This window comes from Azorhizophilus paspali, from assembly GCF_043587585.2.
Taxonomy (GTDB): domain Bacteria; phylum Pseudomonadota; class Gammaproteobacteria; order Pseudomonadales; family Pseudomonadaceae; genus Azotobacter; species Azotobacter paspali.
Genome location: NZ_CP171449.1, coordinates 2,781,281 through 2,798,893 on the forward strand (window position 1 = coordinate 2,781,281; position 17,613 = coordinate 2,798,893).

Below are 17,613 nucleotides of genomic sequence, written 5' to 3' on the forward strand. Positions count from 1 at the left end.
AATGAGCACAGGGAAATACGCCGTGGTGATCGGCGCCGGCTTCGGCGGCCTGGCTTTGGCCATCCGCCTGCAGGCCGCCGGGATCCAGACCACTGTTCTGGAGAAGCGCGACAAGCCGGGCGGCCGCGCCTACGTCTACGAGGATCGAGGCTTCGTCTTCGATGCCGGCCCCACGGTGATCACCGATCCCTCGGCGCTGGAGGAGCTATTCACCTCGAGTGGCCGGCGTCTGGCCGACTACGTGGAGCTACTGCCGGTCAGCCCCTTCTACCGGCTGTGCTGGGAGGACGGCAGCCGCTTCGATTACGTCAACGACCAGACCCTGCTGGACAGCCAGATCCGATCACGCAATCCGGCGGATGTCGACGGCTACCGGCGTTTTCTCGATTATTCCCGGGCTGTATTTGAAGCCGGTTACCTGAAGCTCGGCAGCGTGCCCTTCTTGACTTTCGACCGCATGGTCATGGCGGCGCCGCAATTGGTCCGGCTGCAGGCCTGGCGTAGTGTGTACGGGATGGTTTCGTCCTTCATCGAAGACGACAAGCTGCGTCAGGCCTTCTCCTTCCATTCGCTGCTGGTCGGCGGCAATCCCTTCGCCACCTCCTCGATCTATGCGTTGATCCATGCCCTCGAGCGGCGCTGGGGCATCTGGTTCCCGCGCGGCGGCACCGGCGCCTTGGTGCGCGCCCTGGTGCAACTGTTCGAGGAGCTCGGCGGGCGACTGGAGCTGAACGCGCCAGTGGCGCGCCTGACCGCCGAGGGCCGGCGCCTGAGCGCGGCGATCTGCACCGATGGTAGGCGTTTTCCGGCCGATGTCGTCGCCTCCAACGCCGACGTCGTGCACACCTATCGCGAACTGCTCGGCCAGCACGAGCGTGGCCGCCGGGAGGGCCGGCGGCTCGCGGGCAAGCGCTTCAGCATGTCGCTGTTCGTCGTCTACTTCGGCCTGAAGCGCCAGCACCCGCACCTGCAACACCACACGGTGTGCTTCGGCCCGCGCTATCGCGGCCTGATCGAGGAAATCTTCAAGGGCACGGGCCTAGCTGAGGACTTCTCCCTCTATCTGCACGCGCCCTGCATCACCGATCCCTCGCTGGCGCCACCGGGCTGCTCCGGCTTCTACGTGCTGGCGCCGGTCCCGCATCTGGGGCGCGCCGCCATCGACTGGGCGCAGGAAGGAGCGCGCTACCGCGACCGCATCCTCGCCTACCTGGAACGCCACTACATCCCAAATCTGCGCCAGGACCTGGTGACCTGCCGCATCTTCACCCCGCTGAATTTCCGCGATGAGCTGAACGCCCACCTGGGCTCGGCCTTTTCCCTGGAACCCACCCTCACCCAGAGCGCCTGGTTCCGTCCGCACAACCGCGACGACGAGATCGCCAATCTCTATATCGTCGGCGCCGGCACCCACCCAGGCGCCGGCCTGCCGGGGGTGGTCGGCTCGGCCAAAGCCACCGCGGGGCTGATGATCGAGGAGCTGGCTGGATGAGCGATCTTTTATTCGAACACGCCAGCCGGAGCATCGCCGCAGGCTCGAAGAGCTTCGCCGCCGCCGCCCGGCTGTTCGACGCATCGACCCGGCGCAGCACGGTGCTGCTCTACACCTGGTGCCGACACTGCGACGATGCGATCGATGGCCAGTCCCACGGCTTCGGCAACGGACTGCCCGGCGCCGATCCAGCCTGTCTCGCCCGGCTCGAGGTAGCCACTCGCCGCGTCTGCGCCGGCGATCCCCCAGCCGACCCCGCCTTCGCCGCGCTGCAGGAGGTGGTCGGCCGGCATGGCATCCCCGAGCGCTATCCGCTCGATCACCTGGCCGGCTTTCGCATGGACGTGGAGGGCCGACGCTACCACAGCTTCGCCGACACCCTGGACTACTGCTACCACGTCGCCGGAGTGGTCGGCGTGATGATGGCGCTGGTGATGGGCGTGCGCGACGAGGACATCCTGGACCGCGCCTGCGATCTGGGCCTGGCCTTCCAGTTGACCAACATTGCTCGCGACATCCTCGACGATCACGCTATCGGCCGCCTCTACCTGCCGGCGCAGTGGCTGGACGAGGCCGGCGTGCCGCCCGAGGCGCTGAGCGCCCCCCGGCATCGCCCGGCGCTGGCATGCCTGGCCGGACGCCTGGTGAATGCAGCCGAGCCATACTACGCCTCGGCGCTCGGCGGATTGGCGGCGCTGCCGCCACGCTCGGCCTGGGCTGTCGCCACGGCACGGGCGGTCTATCGGCAGATCGGCATCAGGGTGAAGGCGGCCGGTCCCGCCGCCTGGGACTCGCGCCTCGCCACGAGCAGGACGGACAAGCTGTGCCTGGCCTCCGTCGGCGGCCTGCAGGCGCTGGTCTCGCGCCTCGGCAGGTCTAGTCCGCGGCCCGCGGGCCTATGGACCCGGTCGCGCCCCTCTGCAGCGGCTTGCCATGCAGGCGCCGCAATTGCCCCCTGAGGATGTCCAGCCTGGGCGCGTACAGGAAACCGAAGGAAACGCAGCCATCGCGTCCCGGCACCGTATGGTGCAGCCGGTGCGCTTGGTACAAGCGCTTGAGGTAGCCGCTGCGCGGTACGTAGCGCAGCCCCCAGCGCCGATGCACCAGGGCGTCGTGGGCGAGAAAGTAGAGAAGGCCGTAAAGGGTCATGCCGGCGCCGATCCATTGCAGCGGCCAGAGACCGACCGTGCCCAAAGCGATCAGAAGGATGGCGAGGCCGGCGAACACCAGCGCATAGAGATCGTTCTTCTCGAACCAGCCATGGCGTGGCTCGTGGTGCGAGCGATGCCAGCCCCAGCCCCAGCCGTGCATCACGTACTTGTGCGAGGCCCAGGCCACCGCCTCCATTATGGCGACGGTGGCGAGCACTATCAGGGTGTCGAGCAGCAGGCGCATGGTGGACCTTCGGCAGTGGAGTTGCCCTCAGTCTAGAAGACGCCGGCTGCGGACAACCCCTGACTTCAATCCTCGCTGATCACAATCTTTGGCATCGATTGGGCGACGATCTGCACGCTCTGGGCGATGCGCGCGCCGACGGTGCGAGCTATCTGCTGGTAGATCAGGGTAACCGGGCTGTCCGGGTCGGCGATCACCGTCGGCCGGCCGGCGTCGGCCTGGCTACGGATCTCCATGGACAGCGGCAGGGAGGCGAGCAGTTCGACGTTGTACTGGGCCGCCAGCTTCTCGCCGCCGCCCTCGCCGAACAGGTGCTCGGCATGTCCGCACTTGGAGCAGATATGCACGGCCATGTTCTCTACCACGCCGAGCACCGGAATGTTCACCTTGCGGAACATCTCCACTCCCTTCCTGGCATCCAGCAGAGCGAGGTCCTGCGGCGTGGTGACGATCACCGCACCGGCCACCGGCACCTTCTGCGCCAGGGTCAGTTGGATGTCGCCGGTACCGGGCGGCATGTCCACCACTAGGTAGTCGAGGTTGTCCCAATCGGTCTGGGTGGCCAGTTGCATGAGTGCGCCGGAAACCACAGGCCCACGCCAGACCATGGGCGTGTCGTCGTCGGTGAGAAAGGCCATGGACATCAGCTGCACGCCATGAGCCTGCAGCGGGATGAAAGCCTTCTGGTCGCGGACCTGCGGACGGCTGCCTTCGGGAATGCCGAACATGATTCCCTGGCTGGGGCCGTAGATGTCCGCATCGAGCATGCCGACCCGTGCGCCTTCGCGGGCCAGGGCCAGGGCTAGGTTGGCCGCGGTGGTGGACTTGCCCACCCCGCCCTTGCCGGAAGCCACGGCGATGACGTTCTTCACCCCCTGCAAACCCTGCACCTGTTCCAGGGCCTTGTGCGGAGCGATCACAGAGTCCACTTGCACGCGCGCTTCGCGCACGCCGTCGAGGCTTTTCAGGCCGGTTTCGAGCAGTTGCGCCCAGCCATCTTTGAACAACCCGGCGGCATAGCCGAGTTCCAGCCGCACGCCGACCTGGCCGTCCCGAATGGCAATATCGCGGACGCAGCCGGCGCTGACCGGGTCCTGCTTGAGATGGGGGTCGAAGTACTGACGCAGTGCGGTTTCCACCGCTTCGCGAGTGACGGACATGGGCTGCTCCCGAAAAACCGACTGAAACGGATGGCCATGATAGCCGAGCCCGGCCCGATCGACATGCTCGGGCGGCAACCATCATGGAAGAAGCCTCCACGCCGACTTCCACGAGCCTCCCCGCGGATGAAAAAAAACCGCTACGGCCTTACACTCACGGACTTTCCCTTCCGCAATCCCGACCGCACAGACCATGCCCGAAGCTCGCCAGATCCTCGTCACCAGCGCCCTGCCCTATGCCAACGGCTCGATCCATCTGGGCCACATGCTCGAGCACATCCAGACCGACATCTGGGTGCGCTTCCAGAAGCAACGCGGCAACCAGTGCGTATACGTCTGCGCCGACGATGCCCACGGCTCGGCGATCATGTTGCGCGCCGAGAAGGAAGGCATCACCCCGGAGCAGTTGATCGCCTACGTACAGGCCGAGCACAGCGCCGACTTCGCCGACTTTCTGGTGGATTTCGACAATTACCACTCCACCCACGCCAAAGAGAACCGTGCTCTGTCGGAGGCCATCTATCTCCGCCTGCGCGACGCCGGACACATCGCTACCCGCTCGGTGACCCAGTATTTCGACCCCGAGAAGGGCATGTTCCTCGCCGACCGATTCATCAAGGGCACCTGTCCGAAGTGCGGTGCCGAGGACCAGTACGGCGACAACTGCGAGAAGTGCGGCGCCACCTATGAGCCGACCGAACTGAAAGACCCGCGCTCGGCTATTTCCGGGGCCACGCCGGTGCTCAAGGATTCCAAGCATTTCTTCTTCAAGCTGCCGGACTTCGAGGCCATGCTCAAAGAATGGACCCGCAGCGGCACCTTGCAAGAGGCGGTGGCGAACAAGATCGCCGAATGGCTGGACGGCGGCCTGCAGGAGTGGGACATCTCCCGAGACGCGCCCTACTTCGGCTTCGAGATTCCCGACGAGCCGGGCAAGTACTTCTATGTCTGGCTGGATGCGCCGATCGGCTACATGGCCAGCTTCAAGAACCTCTGCGCGCGTCGCCCCGAGCTGGACTTCGACGCCTTCTGGTGCAAGGACTCCAAGGCCGAGCTATACCATTTCATCGGCAAGGACATCGTCAATTTCCACACCCTGTTCTGGCCGGCGATGCTCGAAGGCGCGGGCTTCCGCAAGCCGACCGCGGTCAACGTGCACGGTTACCTGACCGTCAACGGTCAGAAGATGTCAAAGTCGCGCGGCACCTTCATCAAGGCGCGCACTTACCTCGATCACCTCAACCCCGAATACCTGCGCTACTACTACGCCAGCAAATTGTCGCGCGGCGTGGACGACCTCGATCTCAACCTCGAGGACTTCGTGCAGAAGGTCAATTCCGATCTGGTGGGCAAGGTGGTCAACATCGCCAGCCGCTGCGCCGGCTTCATCCACAAGGGCAACGCCGGTCTGATGGTCGATGCCAATCCCGAGCCGGAGCTGTGGGAGGCCTTCCAGGTTGCCGCTCCGGCTATTGCCGAGGCCTACGAAGGCCGTGACTTCGGCCGCGCCATGCGCGAGATCATGGCGCTGGCCGACCGTGCCAACGCCTGGATCGCCGACAAGGCACCCTGGGCATTGAACAAACAGGAAGGCAAGCAGGCCGAAGTGCAGGAGATCTGCGCCTTCGGTATCAACCTGTTCCGCCAGTTGTTGATCTTCCTCAAGCCCGTACTGCCCAACCTGGCCACCGCCGCCGAGGCTTTCCTCAACGTCGCCCCGCTGACCTGGCAGGATCATGCACTACGCTTGGCCAACCATCCGCTCAACCCCTTCACCCCGCTGATGACCCGTATCGAACCCGCGAAGATCGACGCCATGATTGAAGCCTCCAAGGAAGACCTCGCCGCCCAGAACACCGAAGCCGCCGCCCCCCAAGGCAATGGTGAACTGGTCAAGGAGCCGCTGGCTCCGGAAATCGACTTCAATGCCTTCGCCGCCGTCGACCTGCGTATCGCGTTGATCGAGAAGGCCGAGTTCGTCGAGGGCGCCGATAAGCTGCTGCGCCTGACCCTGGATATCGGCGACGCCAAGCGCAACGTGTTCTCCGGCATCAAGAGCGCTTATCCGGAGCCGAGCGAGCTAGAAGGTCGCCTGACCCTGTACGTCGCCAACCTGGCGCCGCGCAAGATGAAGTTCGGCCTGTCCGAGGGCATGGTGCTGGCCGCCGGCCCTGGCGGCAACGAGATCTTCCTGCTCAGCCCGGATGCCGGCGCCAAGCCTGGCCAGCGCGTGCATTAATCCCGCCAGGGGGTGGAGGATTCCTCCCCCGGCCACCCCCTGCAAGCCTTGCCGAACGGCCTCCGCGGTTGTTCGCCCCTGCGCCCTCCCCGATATAATGAACACCTTTTCTCTCCCGCCCTCTGCCCGCCCGACGGTATCCCCGCGATGACCGAACTCGTCCTGATCCTGGTTGGCGCCATCCTGGTCAACAACTTCGTGCTGGTGCAATTTCTCGGCCTCTGTCCTTTCATGGGCGTGTCGAAGCGGATCGAGACGGCCATCGGCCTGGCCCTGGCCACCACCTTCGTGCTGACCCTGGCGACCATGTGCAGCTATCTGCTGCAACGGTACGTGCTCGTGCCGCTGGATCTGGAATACCTGCGCACCATCGGTTTCATCCTGGTGATCGCCGTGGTGGTGCAGTTCACCGAAATGCTGGTGAACAAGACCAGTCCGTTGCTTTACCGCGTTCTGGGCATCTTCCTGCCGCTGATCACCACCAACTGCATCGTCCTCGGCGTGGCCCTGCTCAACGCCAACAAGGCGGGTTACGGCTTCCTCGAGTCCGGCATCAACGGCTTCGGCGCCGGCCTCGGTTTTTCCCTGGTGCTGGTGCTGTTCGCCGCCATGCGCGAGCGCATCGCTATCGCCGATGTACCCAAACCCTTCAAGGGCGCGGCCATCGGCCTGATCACCGCCGGCCTGATGTCCCTGGCCTTCATGGGCTTTTCCGGATTGATCAAGCCATGACCGCCGTGCTCGCCCTGTTCCTGCTGTGTCTGGTGTGCGGTGCCATCCTCGGTTATGCGGCGGTGCGTTTTCGCGTCGAGGGCAATCCCGTCGCCGAACAGATCAATGCCCTGCTACCGCAGACCCAGTGCGGCCAGTGCGGCTATCCCGGCTGCAAGCCCTACTCCGAAGCCATCGCCGCCGGCGACAGGATCAACAAGTGCCCGCCCGGTGGCGAGGCGACCATCCTGGCTCTGGCCGAGTTGCTGGACCTCGAGCCCGAACCGCTGGACTCCCCCGAAGGCGAGAAGCCGCGAATGGTCGCACGCATCCGCGAAGCGGAGTGCATCGGCTGCACCAAATGCCTACAGGCCTGTCCGGTGGACGCCATCGTCGGCGCCGCCAGGCACATGCACACGGTGATCGCCGCCGAATGCACCGGCTGCGATCTCTGCGTCGAACCTTGCCCGTTGGACTGCATCGACATGCTTTTGATCGCCGACACACTGCAGGACTGGAAGTGGGAGCTGCCCCTACCTCCCGGCCGACTGATCGCCAGCGATCGGGAGCGAGCGGCATGAGCGAAGCGAAACTCTGGGAATTCCAGGGTGGCATTCACCCACCGGAACGCAAGGAACTCTCCAACCGCACGCCGATCCAGAGGGTGCCGTTACCCGCGCGTCTGATCCTGCCGCTCGGACAGCACATCGGCGCCCTGGCCGAGCCGATCGTCACGGTCGGCGAGCGGCTCCTCAAGGGTCAGCCGATCGCCACAGCCAACGGACGGGTCAGCGCGCCGCTGCACGCCCCGACCTCCGGCACGGTGAGCTTCGTCGGCATGCAACCTTATCCCCACGTTTCCGGCCTGCTCGCACCGGCCATCGTCATCGATAGCGACGGCCTGGATGAATGGACCGCCCTGGAGCCTTGTGCCGACTATCGCAGCCTGGAGCCGGCGATATTGCTGGAGAGAATCCGCCAGGCCGGTATCAGCGGCCTGGGCGGCGCCGGCTTCCCTACGGCGGTGAAGCTGACGGCACGCCCGCAGCGGAAGATCCACACGCTGATCGTCAACGGTGCCGAATGCGAGCCCTATATCACTGCCGATGACCGGCTGATGCGAGAAAGAGCGGCCGAGCTGATTATCGGCATCGATATCCTCGTGCAACTGATCGAACCCGAGCAGGTGCTCATCGGCATCGAGGATAACAAGTCCGAGGCGATCGACGCGGTGCGCGCCGCCCTCGGCGAGCGGTCGTTCGGCCTACGGGTACTGCCGACCAAGTATCCGTCCGGCGGCGAACGGCAACTGATCGAAACCCTCACTGGCCAACAGGTGCCGAGCGGCGGCCTGCCGGCGGATATCGGCATGCTCTGCCAGAACGTCGGCACCTGTGTCGCCATCCATGACGCGGTACTCCTGGGGCGGCCGCTGATCTCGCGCATCGTCACCCTGACTGGCGAAGCCCTGGCCCGGCCGATGAACGTCGAGGCCCTGCTCGGCACACCGGTAGGCGAACTGCTGGCCTTCGCCGGGCTGGATGAGGCGCGCATGGACCGCCTGATCATGGGCGGTCCGATGATGGGCTTCACCCTGCCCTCGCTTGACGTGCCCCTGATCAAGACTGCTAACTGCCTGCTGGCACCGACCCGCAGCGAGTTGCCGGCTCCGCCACCGGCGCTGCCGTGCATTCGCTGCGGTGCCTGCGCCGATGTCTGTCCGGCCAGCCTGCTGCCGCAGCAACTGCATTTCTTCGCCCTCGGTCGGGAACACGGGCAACTCAGGGCATACAACCTATTCGACTGCATCGAATGCGGCGCCTGTGCTTACGTCTGCCCCTCCAACCTGCCGCTGGTGCAGTACTACCGTGCGGCCAAGGCGGAAATCCGCGAACTGGAGCAGAAGCGGCACAAGGCCAGGCATTCCAAGCTACGTTTCGAGCTGCGCCAGGAGCGCCTGCGCAAGTCCGAGGAACAGAAGGAAGCCGAACGCCAGACTCGCGTCGAAAAGGCCGCCCGGGCCAGGGCGGTACAGGCGGAAAGCAGCTCGGTGCCCCATCAGGAAACTTCGCTTGCCAGCCGACCGACCGAACTCTCCGAGCACCAGAAAAAGCTGAAGATCGAGGCGAGCATGGCCCAAGTCGCCTTGAAAAAGGCCGAGAAGCAGCTCGCCGTCCACCCCACGGCAGAGCTGGAAGCCCAGGTCGCCGAACTGCGTGCCGCTGCCGAGGCGGCACGCAGGGCACTGGAGGCAACTACTCCGGCAGCACCGTCGGTAAGCAACGACACAGCACTGAAGAAAGCCAAGATCGAGTTGGCAATGAGGCGTACCGAGTTGAAGAAGGCCGAGAAGGCCAATGCCGACGACAACGAACTGACTCGCCTGCGCGAGGCCCTGGCCGACGCCGAGCGGGCTCTGCATGCCGCCGAGGAGGCTTCGAACAGGCCCGCACCGCAATTGGTGCGGATCGATAAACGCCCGGTGGATGAAAAGTTGCGGACCCTGAAGACCGAACTCGCCTTCGCCCGCGCCGACCTGCGCAAACTGGAACGCGACGCGACAATCGATCCAGCCGTGCTGGAATCGACCCGGACGCGCCTGGCCGAAGCCGAGCGCCGGCTGGCGGAATACCAAAGCGAATGACCCGGCAGTGGCCTTCTACGGCAGCCAACCGGCGAGCCCGATAGCCGCGCCCCTGGGCAAGTACACAACGGAGAGCCAATGGCCCTGCCCCGCATCACTTCACCCCACGCGACGGGCAGCAACCGTACCCGCCGGATCATGCAGCAAGTGCTGGTCGCGACCCTGCCCGGTCTGTTGACGCTGACTTGGCTATATGGTTTCGCCCCCCTGATCAATCTGCTCTTGGCGAGCGCCATGGCGCTCGGTCTCGAGGCTGCCGTTCTGCGCCTCCGGCAGCGTCCTGTCGGTTTCTTTCTCAACGACTGCAGCGCTCTGGTCACGGCCGTGCTGCTGGCCCTCGCCCTGCCACCTCAGTCGCCCTGGTGGCTGACTCTGACCGCCTGCGGTTTCGCCATCCTGTTCGGCAAACACGTCTATGGCGGGTTGGGACAGAACCCCTTCAACCCGGCGATGGTCGGCTACGTAGTGGCGCTGGTTTCCTTCCCGGTGGAAATGACCGCCTGGCCTGTTCCCCATGTCGTCGGGCTGACCGAAGGCATTCAACATACCTTTGGCATCGCCTCCCTGCCTGACGGCTGGAGTCAGGCGACGGCCCTGGACGCGCTGAAGACCAACCGAAGCCTGACGATGGACGAACTTCGGGCACAGAATATGGCCTTCGGCCATCTGGGAAGCCGGGGAGCCGAGTGGGTCAATCTTGCCTTTCTTGTCGGCGGCCTGTTCATGCTTCGGCGCCGTCTGTTCGGCTGGCACGCGCCGGCCGGCATGCTCGGAGCGCTGTTCGTCATGAGCCTACTGTTCTGGAACGGCGCGGACTCCGACTCCAACGGCTCGCCCCTGTTTCATCTGCTGAGCGGTGCAACCATGCTAGGCGCTTTCTTTATCGTCACCGATCCGGTGAGCGGCGCTACCAGTAACCAGGGGCGACTGATTTTCGGAACAGGCGTCGGCATCCTCGTCTATGTGATCCGCGCCTGGGGAGGATACCCGGACGGAGTGGCCTTCGCCGTGCTGCTGATGAACCTGGCCGCACCGGCCATCGACTACTTCAGTCGCCCGCGCACCTATGGGCATCGCAAGGCTGAGCGCGGCTTCAAGGTAGGGGGCTAAACCATGCACTTGCCGGAAGTCGGTCGCTCGATGTTGAAGAACGGCCTGGTATTGGGACTGTTTGCAGTAGTCACGGTCGGCGGGGTCACACTGCTCCAACGGGGTACGGCTGAACGGATCCAAGCTGCCGAACGCCAGTCCCAGATCCGCGCCTTGGGCGAGATTCTCCCGGCCGGTAGCTACGACAACGACCTGCTCGCTAGTACCATCCAGCTCAACGAACCGTTGCTCGGCCATCGTGGCCCGCAGCCGGCATACCTCGCCGGCAAGAATGGACAGGTCACCGCCGTGATCCTTCGCGTCACGGCTCCAGATGGCTATAGTGGCGCCATCCATCTACTGATCGGTATCCTGGCAAATGGGCGACTGGCCGGAGTACGAGCCATAGACCACCGGGAAACGCCCGGCCTGGGGGATCGGATCGAGCTGGCTAAGGATCCCTGGATCCGAGGTTTCGAGGGCAAATCCCTTGAGAGCCCGGTTGAGTCCGGATGGGCCGTGAAAAAGGATGGTGGAGCTTTCGACCAGTTTGCCGGAGCGACCATCACCCCGCGAGCCGTGGTCAAGGCGACTCACCAAGCCTTGCAGTATTTTCAGGCCAACAAGGCGAGGCTTTTGAACGCACAGATCGCCGGTCAGCAGAGGAAGGAGCCATGAGCAATCCCAGCTATCGCGAGCTGAGCGCCAACGGGCTTTGGAAGAATAATCCGGCACTGGTGCAGCTTCTCGGACTCTGTCCTCTGCTCGGCGTGAGCAACTCCATTGTCAATGCCTTGGGACTCGGGCTGGCCACAATCCTGGTATTAGGCAGCTCCAGCATGGCCGTATCGCTGATACGCGGGGTGGTGAATACTGCGGTGCGCCTGCCGGTTTTCGTGATGATCATCGCCGCACTGACCACCTGTATCGAGCTCCTGATGCAGGCCTTCACCTATGAGCTTTACCAGATCCTCGGCATCTTCATCCCGTTGATTACCACCAACTGCATGATACTCGGTCGTGCCGACGGTTTTGCCGCTAGGCATTCTCTCCTGCTGGCGGGCTTCGACGGATTGATGATGGGGTTGGGTTTCGCCGTGGTACTCGTCATGCTGGGCGGAGTCCGCGAGATATTCGGTACCGGCGGATTGTTCGCCAACATGCATCTGCTGTTCGGACCCGCGGCGACCGATTGGCATATCGTGCTGATCGACGACTACAAAGGTTTTCTGCTGGCCATATTGCCGCCTGGGGCTTTTATCGTTCTGGGTCTCCTGATCGCGGCAAAGAACCGGATCGACGAGCACCGAGCCGAACGAAGCAAGACCTTTCAGCCACAAGCCTCCAGCCCCAGCCGCCGCGTGCGAGTGACTGGGGTAATCGAGTGAATCCTTAGCCTGAAATCCGCCCAACCATGAATGCAGACAAACGCCGGGAAATCTTTCGCCGTTTTCAGGAAGACAACCCAACCCCTAAAACGGAATTACTCTATAGCAGCCCTTTCGAACTGCTGATCTCGGTGATTCTCTCCGCTCAAGCCACCGATGTCAGTGTGAACAAGGCGACCGCCAAACTCTTTCCGGTGGCGAATACTCCGGAAGCCATACTCTCCTTGGGCGTAGAAAGCCTGAGCGAATACATCAAGAGCATTGGCTTGTTCAACAGCAAGGCCAAAAACATCATCGAGACGTGTCGCATCCTCATCGAGAAGCACGACAGTCAGGTTCCGGACAAGCGAGAAGCTCTGGAAGCGCTGCCTGGAGTCGGTCGCAAGACAGCCAATGTGGTGCTCAACACGGCCTTCCGCCACTTCACCATGGCAGTGGATACGCATATCTTCCGAGTCAGCAACCGCACTCGCCTCGCACCAGGCAAGAACGTGTTGGAAGTTGAACGCAAGCTCGTCAGACTGGTGCCCAAGGAGTATCTCCTGGATGCTCACCACTGGCTGATCCTGCATGGTCGCTATGTGTGCAAGGCCCGCAAGCCACTGTGTGGCAGTTGCCGCATCGAAGACCTGTGCGAGTACAAACACAAGACATCCGACGATTAACCTTTCATTGCAAATACAGCAGATCAATTGAAAAAATCTTTTTTACCCTCTCAGGCTTTGCCGCTATAAGAAGCGCCATAGCGCCCATAGCCAGGAGTGAACAATATGGCCACCGACAAAGCCGATATTGAACTGGACGAAGACTTCGTTGCAGAGGAAGCGGATGACACCGGAACCGAAGTTGAAGTAGCCAAAACCAACCTGACCAAGCGCCGGATCATAGATAACTACCTTGAAGAACGTCGCCTGCAGAAAGATCTTGCTGACTACGACTTCGATATATGAGTCCAGCTTCTTGAAATTCAGCAATTTCCAAGCCTGGATTAATCCGCCCTCAAGCGTATGCTTCAGATTAAACTGATACTAAAAGTACCGTCTTGCTCTTAGCCCTTACCCAGCCAGGCAAAGGTCGTCTTTACATGGAGCAGAGTCTTTGCCTTCTCCTTTTTCACAGTCCCGCGATCATAGCCAACTATTCTCCAGTATCCGATTCTTCAGCCGCGATTTGCTCTTTGGCATGCTTCTTTCTAAAATTTTTCCAATGCCCATACACACAAGGACTAGACATGCGCCTTCTACACACCATGATCCGTGTGAGCGACCTGGAAAAATCGATCGACTTCTATACCCGTATTCTGGGCATGAGCCTTCTAAGAAAGCACGATTATCCCGAAGGGAAATTCACGCTAGCCTTCGTTGGGTACGGAAAAGAAGAGGAAAATTCCGTCATTGAACTTACATATAATTGGGGTGTTAACGGATACGAAATGGGCAATGCTTTCGGGCATATTGCCATTGCTGTCGATGATGCCTACAAGGCTTGTGACGATATCAAGCAAAACGGCGGGAATGTAATCAGAGAGGCTGGCCCCATGATGCATGGCACAACGATCATTGCATTTGTAACGGATCCGGACGGTTACAAGATCGAACTTATCCAAGAAAATCAATCCTAACTGAATAATAGCCAAAAGCTATAGAAACATGCTCAACACAATAGAAAAACAAATCACACTGTAGTTCATTCGAAATAATTCAGTGTGCTTGGTCCTACGGTGTGATGGCATGACTCAGTATCAAAGGTGGTCGCCTCTCCCAAACGAAACGAGCGGAGAGACGAGCTTTTGCCGAGGCGGGAGTGCGCCCGGGGCGAGCAAAAACCCCCGGGCCGATGAGACGGTCCGGGGGTTCGCAAAAGGGGCTTGACGATGACCTACTCTCACATGGGGAAACCCCACACTACCATCGGCGAGGCGTCGTTTCACGGCTGAGTTCGGGATGGGATCAGGTGGTTCCAACGCTCTATGATCGTCAAGCAATTCGGTTGCCGCCGTGTCGAGGACACGACAGCCAATCGGGTCGGTGATAGCAGTAACCTGTTTCCGGCAATGTGCGGTCCAGCCAAATCTTCGGCCTGTCGGCTGCGCCCTCTGCAGGCCACCCTGCGGCGGACAACAGATTGTTTGGGCGTTATATGGTCAAGCCTCACGGGCCATTAGTATGGGTTAGCTCAACGCCTCACAACGCTTACACACCCCACCTATCAACGTCGTAGTCTGCGACGGCCCTTCAGGGAGCTCAAGGCCCCGGTGAGATCTCATCTTGAGGCGAGTTTCCCGCTTAGATGCTTTCAGCGGTTATCTCTTCCGAACGTAGCTACCCGGCAGTGCCACTGGCGTGACAACCGGAACACCAGAGGTTCGTCCAACCCGGTCCTCTCGTACTAAGGTCAGCCCCTCTCAAATCTCAAACGTCCACGGCAGATAGGGACCGAACTGTCTCACGACGTTCTAAACCCAGCTCGCGTACCACTTTAAATGGCGAACAGCCATACCCTTGGGACCGGCTTCAGCCCCAGGATGTGATGAGCCGACATCGAGGTGCCAAACACCGCCGTCGATATGAACTCTTGGGCGGTATCAGCCTGTTATCCCCGGAGTACCTTTTATCCGTTGAGCGATGGCCCTTCCATACAGAACCACCGGATCACTAAGACCTACTTTCGTACCTGCTCGACGTGTCTGTCTCGCAGTCAAGCGCGCTTTTGCCTTTATACTCTGCGCGTGATTTCCGACCACGCTGAGCGCACCTTCGTACTCCTCCGTTACGCTTTGGGAGGAGACCGCCCCAGTCAAACTGCCCACCATACACTGTCCTCGATCCGGATAACGGACCGGAGTTAGAACCTCAAGCATGCCAGGGTGGTATTTCAAGGATGGCTCCGGGGGAACTGGCGTCCCCCCTTCACAGCCTCCCACCTATCCTACACAAGCAGGCTCAAAGTCCAGTGCAAAGCTACAGTAAAGGTTCACGGGGTCTTTCCGTCTAGCCGCGGATACACTGCATCTTCACAGCGATTTCAATTTCACTGAGTCTCGGGTGGAGACAGCGCCGCCATCGTTACGCCATTCGTGCAGGTCGGAACTTACCCGACAAGGAATTTCGCTACCTTAGGACCGTTATAGTTACGGCCGCCGTTTACCGGGGCTTCGATCAAGAGCTTCGCTTGCGCTAACCCCATCAATTAACCTTCCGGCACCGGGCAGGCGTCACACCCTATACGTCCACTTTCGTGTTTGCAGAGTGCTGTGTTTTTAATAAACAGTCGCAGCGGCCTGGTATCTTCGACCGGCATGGGCTTACGGGGTAAACCCTTAACCCTCACCGGCGCACCTTCTCCCGAAGTTACGGTGCCATTTTGCCTAGTTCCTTCACCCGAGTTCTCTCAAGCGCCTTGGTATTCTCTACCCGACCACCTGTGTCGGTTTGGGGTACGGTTCCTGGTTACCTGAAGCTTAGAGGCTTTTCTTGGAAGCAGGGCATCAACCACTTCGCCTTCGTATAAGAAGGCTCGTCATCGGTTCTCGACCTTGACCACCCGGATTTGCCTGAGTGATCGGCCTACCGCCTTAAACTTGGACAACCAACGCCAAGCTGGCCTAGCCTTCTCCGTCCCCCCATCGCAGTAACCAGAAGTACGGGAATATTAACCCGTTTCCCATCGACTACGCTTTTCAGCCTCGCCTTAGGGGCCGACTCACCCTGCGTCGATTAACGTTGCGCAGGAACCCTTGGTCTTTCGGCGTGGGTGTTTTTCACACCCATTGTCGTTACTCATGTCAGCATTCGCACTTCTGATACCTCCAGCAAGCCTCTCGACTCACCTTCACAGGCGTACAGAACGCTCCTCTACCGCGCAGCTTGCGCTGCACCCGTAGCTTCGGTGCCTGGTTTGAGCCCCGTTACATCTTCCGCGCAGGCCGACTCGACTAGTGAGCTATTACGCTTTCTTTAAAGGGTGGCTGCTTCTAAGCCAACCTCCTAGCTGTCTAAGCCTTCCCACATCGTTTCCCACTTAACCAGGACTTTGGGACCTTAGCTGACGGTCTGGGTTGTTTCCCTTTTCACGACGGACGTTAGCACCCGCCGTGTGTCTCCCGTGCTGGCACTTGCCGGTATTCGGAGTTTGCATCGGTTTGGTAAGTCGGGATGACCCCCTAGCCGAAACAGTGCTCTACCCCCGGCAGTGATACACGAGGCGCTACCTAAATAGCTTTCGAGGAGAACCAGCTATCTCCGAGCTTGATTAGCCTTTCACTCCGATCCACAAGTCATCCGCTACCTTTTCAACGGGAGTCGGTTCGGTCCTCCAGTCAGTGTTACCTAACCTTCAACCTGCTCATGGATAGATCGCCCGGTTTCGGGTCTATACCCAGCGACTTGGCGCCCTATTAAGACTCGCTTTCGCTACGCCTCCCCTATACGGTTAAGCTTGCCACTGAATATAAGTCGCTGACCCATTATACAAAAGGTACGCAGTCACCCAACCAAGTGGGCTCCCACTGCTTGTACGCATACGGTTTCAGGATCTATTTCACTCCCCTCTCCGGGGTTCTTTTCGCCTTTCCCTCACGGTACTGGTTCACTATCGGTCAGTCAGGAGTATTTAGCCTTGGAGGATGGTCCCCCCATGTTCAGACAACGTTTCACGTGCGCCGTCCTACTCGATTTCATTGACCAGGGACTTTCGTGTACGGGGCTATCACCCGCTACGGCGGCCCTTTCCAGAGCCTTCCACTAATCCCTCGCCAACTTAAGGGCTGCTCCCCGTTCGCTCGCCACTACTAAGGGAATCTCGGTTGATTTCTGTTCCTCAGGGTACTTAGATGTTTCAGTTCCCCTGGTTCGCCTCTTGCCCCTATGGATTCAGGACAAGATACCCGGCTTGTGCCGGGTGGGTTTCCCCATTCAGAGATCGCCGGATCACGGGCCGTTTGCCGCCTCCCCGACGCTTATCGCAGGCTACCACGTCTTTCATCGCCTCTGACTGCCAAGGCATCCACCGTATGCGCTTCTTCACTTGACCATATAACCCCAAGCAATCTGTGGCCTCGCGGCCGTGCCTGGCTGGTGTGAAGACGACATTTGCCGAACATTTGCGCTTGAACTCGCACATTTGCCTTGACCGCGCCGACCGCAGTGAAACGAGCGGCGCGTCGTACTTCTATCACATACCCGAATTGTTAAAGAACGGTTCTGGCGCAAAGACCAGAAATCAGCATTCGCCCGATGGGAAATGCTCATTTCTAAGCTTTCAGCGATGGTGGTGGATGGTGGAGCCAAGGAGGATCGAACTCCTGACCTCCTGCGTGCAAAGCAGGCGCTCTCCCAGCTGAGCTATGGCCCCTCTTGCCTTGCGCGAGGTCGACACTGGCCACACCCCGTGACAATTGGTGGGTCTGGGCAGATTCGAACTGCCGACCTCACCCTTATCAGGGGTGCGCTCTAACCAACTGAGCTACAGACCCAATCGTCTCACTCTCGGGTCTA

The 17,613-nt window shown here is 61.0% G+C and carries 14 protein-coding genes, 2 tRNA genes and 2 rRNA genes; 12 read left to right on the forward strand and 6 right to left on the reverse strand.

The annotated features are described in order from the left end of the window. The first annotated feature begins 1 nt into the window (after position 1). Both ACGI6K_RS13560 and ACGI6K_RS13565 read left to right on the forward strand, forming a co-directional pair. Complete coding sequence (locus tag ACGI6K_RS13560; RefSeq protein WP_376948820.1) at positions 2-1,492, forward strand: phytoene desaturase; 1,491 nt, start codon at positions 2-4, stop codon at positions 1,490-1,492. Further along, positions 1,489-2,451, forward strand: coding sequence for a phytoene/squalene synthase family protein (locus tag ACGI6K_RS13565; protein ID WP_376948822.1), 963 nt, complete (start codon positions 1,489-1,491; stop codon positions 2,449-2,451). Before ACGI6K_RS13560 ends, ACGI6K_RS13565 begins: the two co-directional genes overlap by 4 nt. Here ACGI6K_RS13565 and ACGI6K_RS13570 read toward each other — a convergent pair. Beyond that, positions 2,369-2,887 carry a sterol desaturase family protein gene (locus tag ACGI6K_RS13570; protein WP_376948824.1) on the reverse strand — a complete coding sequence of 173 codons (519 nt, stop codon included), beginning with the start codon at positions 2,885-2,887 and terminating at the stop codon, positions 2,369-2,371. The two genes, ACGI6K_RS13565 and ACGI6K_RS13570, sit on opposite strands and share 83 nt — an antisense overlap. A gap of 65 nt (positions 2,888-2,952) precedes the next feature. Beyond that, positions 2,953-4,047, reverse strand: coding sequence for an iron-sulfur cluster carrier protein ApbC (apbC, locus tag ACGI6K_RS13575; protein ID WP_376948826.1), 1,095 nt, complete (start codon positions 4,045-4,047; stop codon positions 2,953-2,955). A gap of 193 nt (positions 4,048-4,240) precedes the next feature. On the opposite strand from apbC, the gene metG reads away from it, so the two are divergent. From metG to gloA, 10 genes are all read left to right on the forward strand, one after another. Continuing rightward, entirely contained in the window at positions 4,241-6,286 is a 2,046-nt protein-coding gene (gene metG / locus ACGI6K_RS13580; RefSeq protein ID WP_376948828.1) for a methionine--tRNA ligase, read from the forward strand. A gap of 147 nt (positions 6,287-6,433) precedes the next feature. After that, complete coding sequence (rsxA, locus tag ACGI6K_RS13585) at positions 6,434-7,018, forward strand: electron transport complex subunit RsxA (protein ID WP_376948830.1); 585 nt, start codon at positions 6,434-6,436, stop codon at positions 7,016-7,018. After that, a complete protein-coding gene (rsxB, locus tag ACGI6K_RS13590; RefSeq protein WP_376948832.1) occupies positions 7,015-7,578 on the forward strand; it encodes an electron transport complex subunit RsxB in 564 nt (187 codons plus the stop codon). Before rsxA ends, rsxB begins: the two co-directional genes overlap by 4 nt. Next, a complete protein-coding gene (rsxC, locus tag ACGI6K_RS13595; protein ID WP_376948834.1) occupies positions 7,575-9,641 on the forward strand; it encodes an electron transport complex subunit RsxC in 2,067 nt (688 codons plus the stop codon). The genes rsxB and rsxC overlap by 4 nt, the downstream gene beginning before the upstream one ends. 78 nt (positions 9,642-9,719) lie before the next feature. After that, positions 9,720-10,751, forward strand: coding sequence for an RnfABCDGE type electron transport complex subunit D (locus ACGI6K_RS13600; protein WP_376948836.1), 1,032 nt, complete (start codon positions 9,720-9,722; stop codon positions 10,749-10,751). 3 nt (positions 10,752-10,754) lie between these two features. Continuing rightward, on the forward strand, positions 10,755-11,408 hold the full coding sequence (rsxG, locus tag ACGI6K_RS13605) for an electron transport complex subunit RsxG (protein ID WP_376948838.1): 654 nt from the start codon (positions 10,755-10,757) through the stop codon (positions 11,406-11,408). After that, positions 11,405-12,118 (forward strand): electron transport complex subunit E, encoded by a 714-nt coding sequence (locus tag ACGI6K_RS13610; protein ID WP_376948840.1) that lies wholly within the window; start codon positions 11,405-11,407, stop codon positions 12,116-12,118. Before rsxG ends, ACGI6K_RS13610 begins: the two co-directional genes overlap by 4 nt. A 26-nt stretch (positions 12,119-12,144) precedes the next feature. Beyond that, positions 12,145-12,783, forward strand: a complete 639-nt coding sequence (gene nth, locus ACGI6K_RS13615) for an endonuclease III (RefSeq protein WP_376948842.1) — start codon at positions 12,145-12,147, stop codon at positions 12,781-12,783. 105 nt (positions 12,784-12,888) lie between these two features. Beyond that, positions 12,889-13,068, forward strand: coding sequence for a PA3496 family putative envelope integrity protein (locus ACGI6K_RS13620; RefSeq protein WP_012700540.1), 180 nt, complete (start codon positions 12,889-12,891; stop codon positions 13,066-13,068). Positions 13,069-13,349: 281 nt separating this feature from the next. Next, positions 13,350-13,739 carry a lactoylglutathione lyase gene (gene gloA, locus ACGI6K_RS13625; protein WP_376948845.1) on the forward strand — a complete coding sequence of 130 codons (390 nt, stop codon included), beginning with the start codon at positions 13,350-13,352 and terminating at the stop codon, positions 13,737-13,739. A gap of 244 nt (positions 13,740-13,983) precedes the next feature. On the opposite strand, the gene rrf is transcribed toward gloA, so the two are convergent. The 4 genes from rrf to ACGI6K_RS13645 form a co-directional block, all read right to left on the reverse strand. Next, positions 13,984-14,099, reverse strand: a 5S ribosomal RNA gene (gene rrf, locus ACGI6K_RS13630). Between the two features lie 158 nt (positions 14,100-14,257). Next, positions 14,258-17,149 (reverse strand): 23S ribosomal RNA (locus ACGI6K_RS13635). A 245-nt stretch (positions 17,150-17,394) separates the two neighbouring features. Continuing rightward, positions 17,395-17,470, reverse strand: a tRNA-Ala gene (locus ACGI6K_RS13640). 44 nt (positions 17,471-17,514) lie between these two features. Beyond that, positions 17,515-17,591 (reverse strand) — tRNA-Ile (locus ACGI6K_RS13645). Positions 17,592-17,613 lie beyond the last annotated feature (22 nt).

Coding starts and splice junctions, on each gene's coding strand:
- ACGI6K_RS13560 (WP_376948820.1), top strand. CDS start 2: ATGAGCACAGGGAAATACGCCGTGGTGATCGGCGCCGGCTTCGGCGGC.
- rsxC (WP_376948834.1), top strand. CDS start 7,575: ATGAGCGAAGCGAAACTCTGGGAATTCCAGGGTGGCATTCACCCACCG.
- rsxG (WP_376948838.1), top strand. CDS start 10,755: ATGCACTTGCCGGAAGTCGGTCGCTCGATGTTGAAGAACGGCCTGGTA.
- rsxB (WP_376948832.1), top strand. CDS start 7,015: ATGACCGCCGTGCTCGCCCTGTTCCTGCTGTGTCTGGTGTGCGGTGCC.
- ACGI6K_RS13570 (WP_376948824.1), bottom strand. CDS start 2,887: ATGCGCCTGCTGCTCGACACCCTGATAGTGCTCGCCACCGTCGCCATA.
- metG (WP_376948828.1), top strand. CDS start 4,241: ATGCCCGAAGCTCGCCAGATCCTCGTCACCAGCGCCCTGCCCTATGCC.
- ACGI6K_RS13600 (WP_376948836.1), top strand. CDS start 9,720: ATGGCCCTGCCCCGCATCACTTCACCCCACGCGACGGGCAGCAACCGT.
- apbC (WP_376948826.1), bottom strand. CDS start 4,047: ATGTCCGTCACTCGCGAAGCGGTGGAAACCGCACTGCGTCAGTACTTC.
- ACGI6K_RS13610 (WP_376948840.1), top strand. CDS start 11,405: ATGAGCAATCCCAGCTATCGCGAGCTGAGCGCCAACGGGCTTTGGAAG.
- ACGI6K_RS13565 (WP_376948822.1), top strand. CDS start 1,489: ATGAGCGATCTTTTATTCGAACACGCCAGCCGGAGCATCGCCGCAGGC.
- rsxA (WP_376948830.1), top strand. CDS start 6,434: ATGACCGAACTCGTCCTGATCCTGGTTGGCGCCATCCTGGTCAACAAC.
- nth (WP_376948842.1), top strand. CDS start 12,145: ATGAATGCAGACAAACGCCGGGAAATCTTTCGCCGTTTTCAGGAAGAC.
- gloA (WP_376948845.1), top strand. CDS start 13,350: ATGCGCCTTCTACACACCATGATCCGTGTGAGCGACCTGGAAAAATCG.
- ACGI6K_RS13620 (WP_012700540.1), top strand. CDS start 12,889: ATGGCCACCGACAAAGCCGATATTGAACTGGACGAAGACTTCGTTGCA.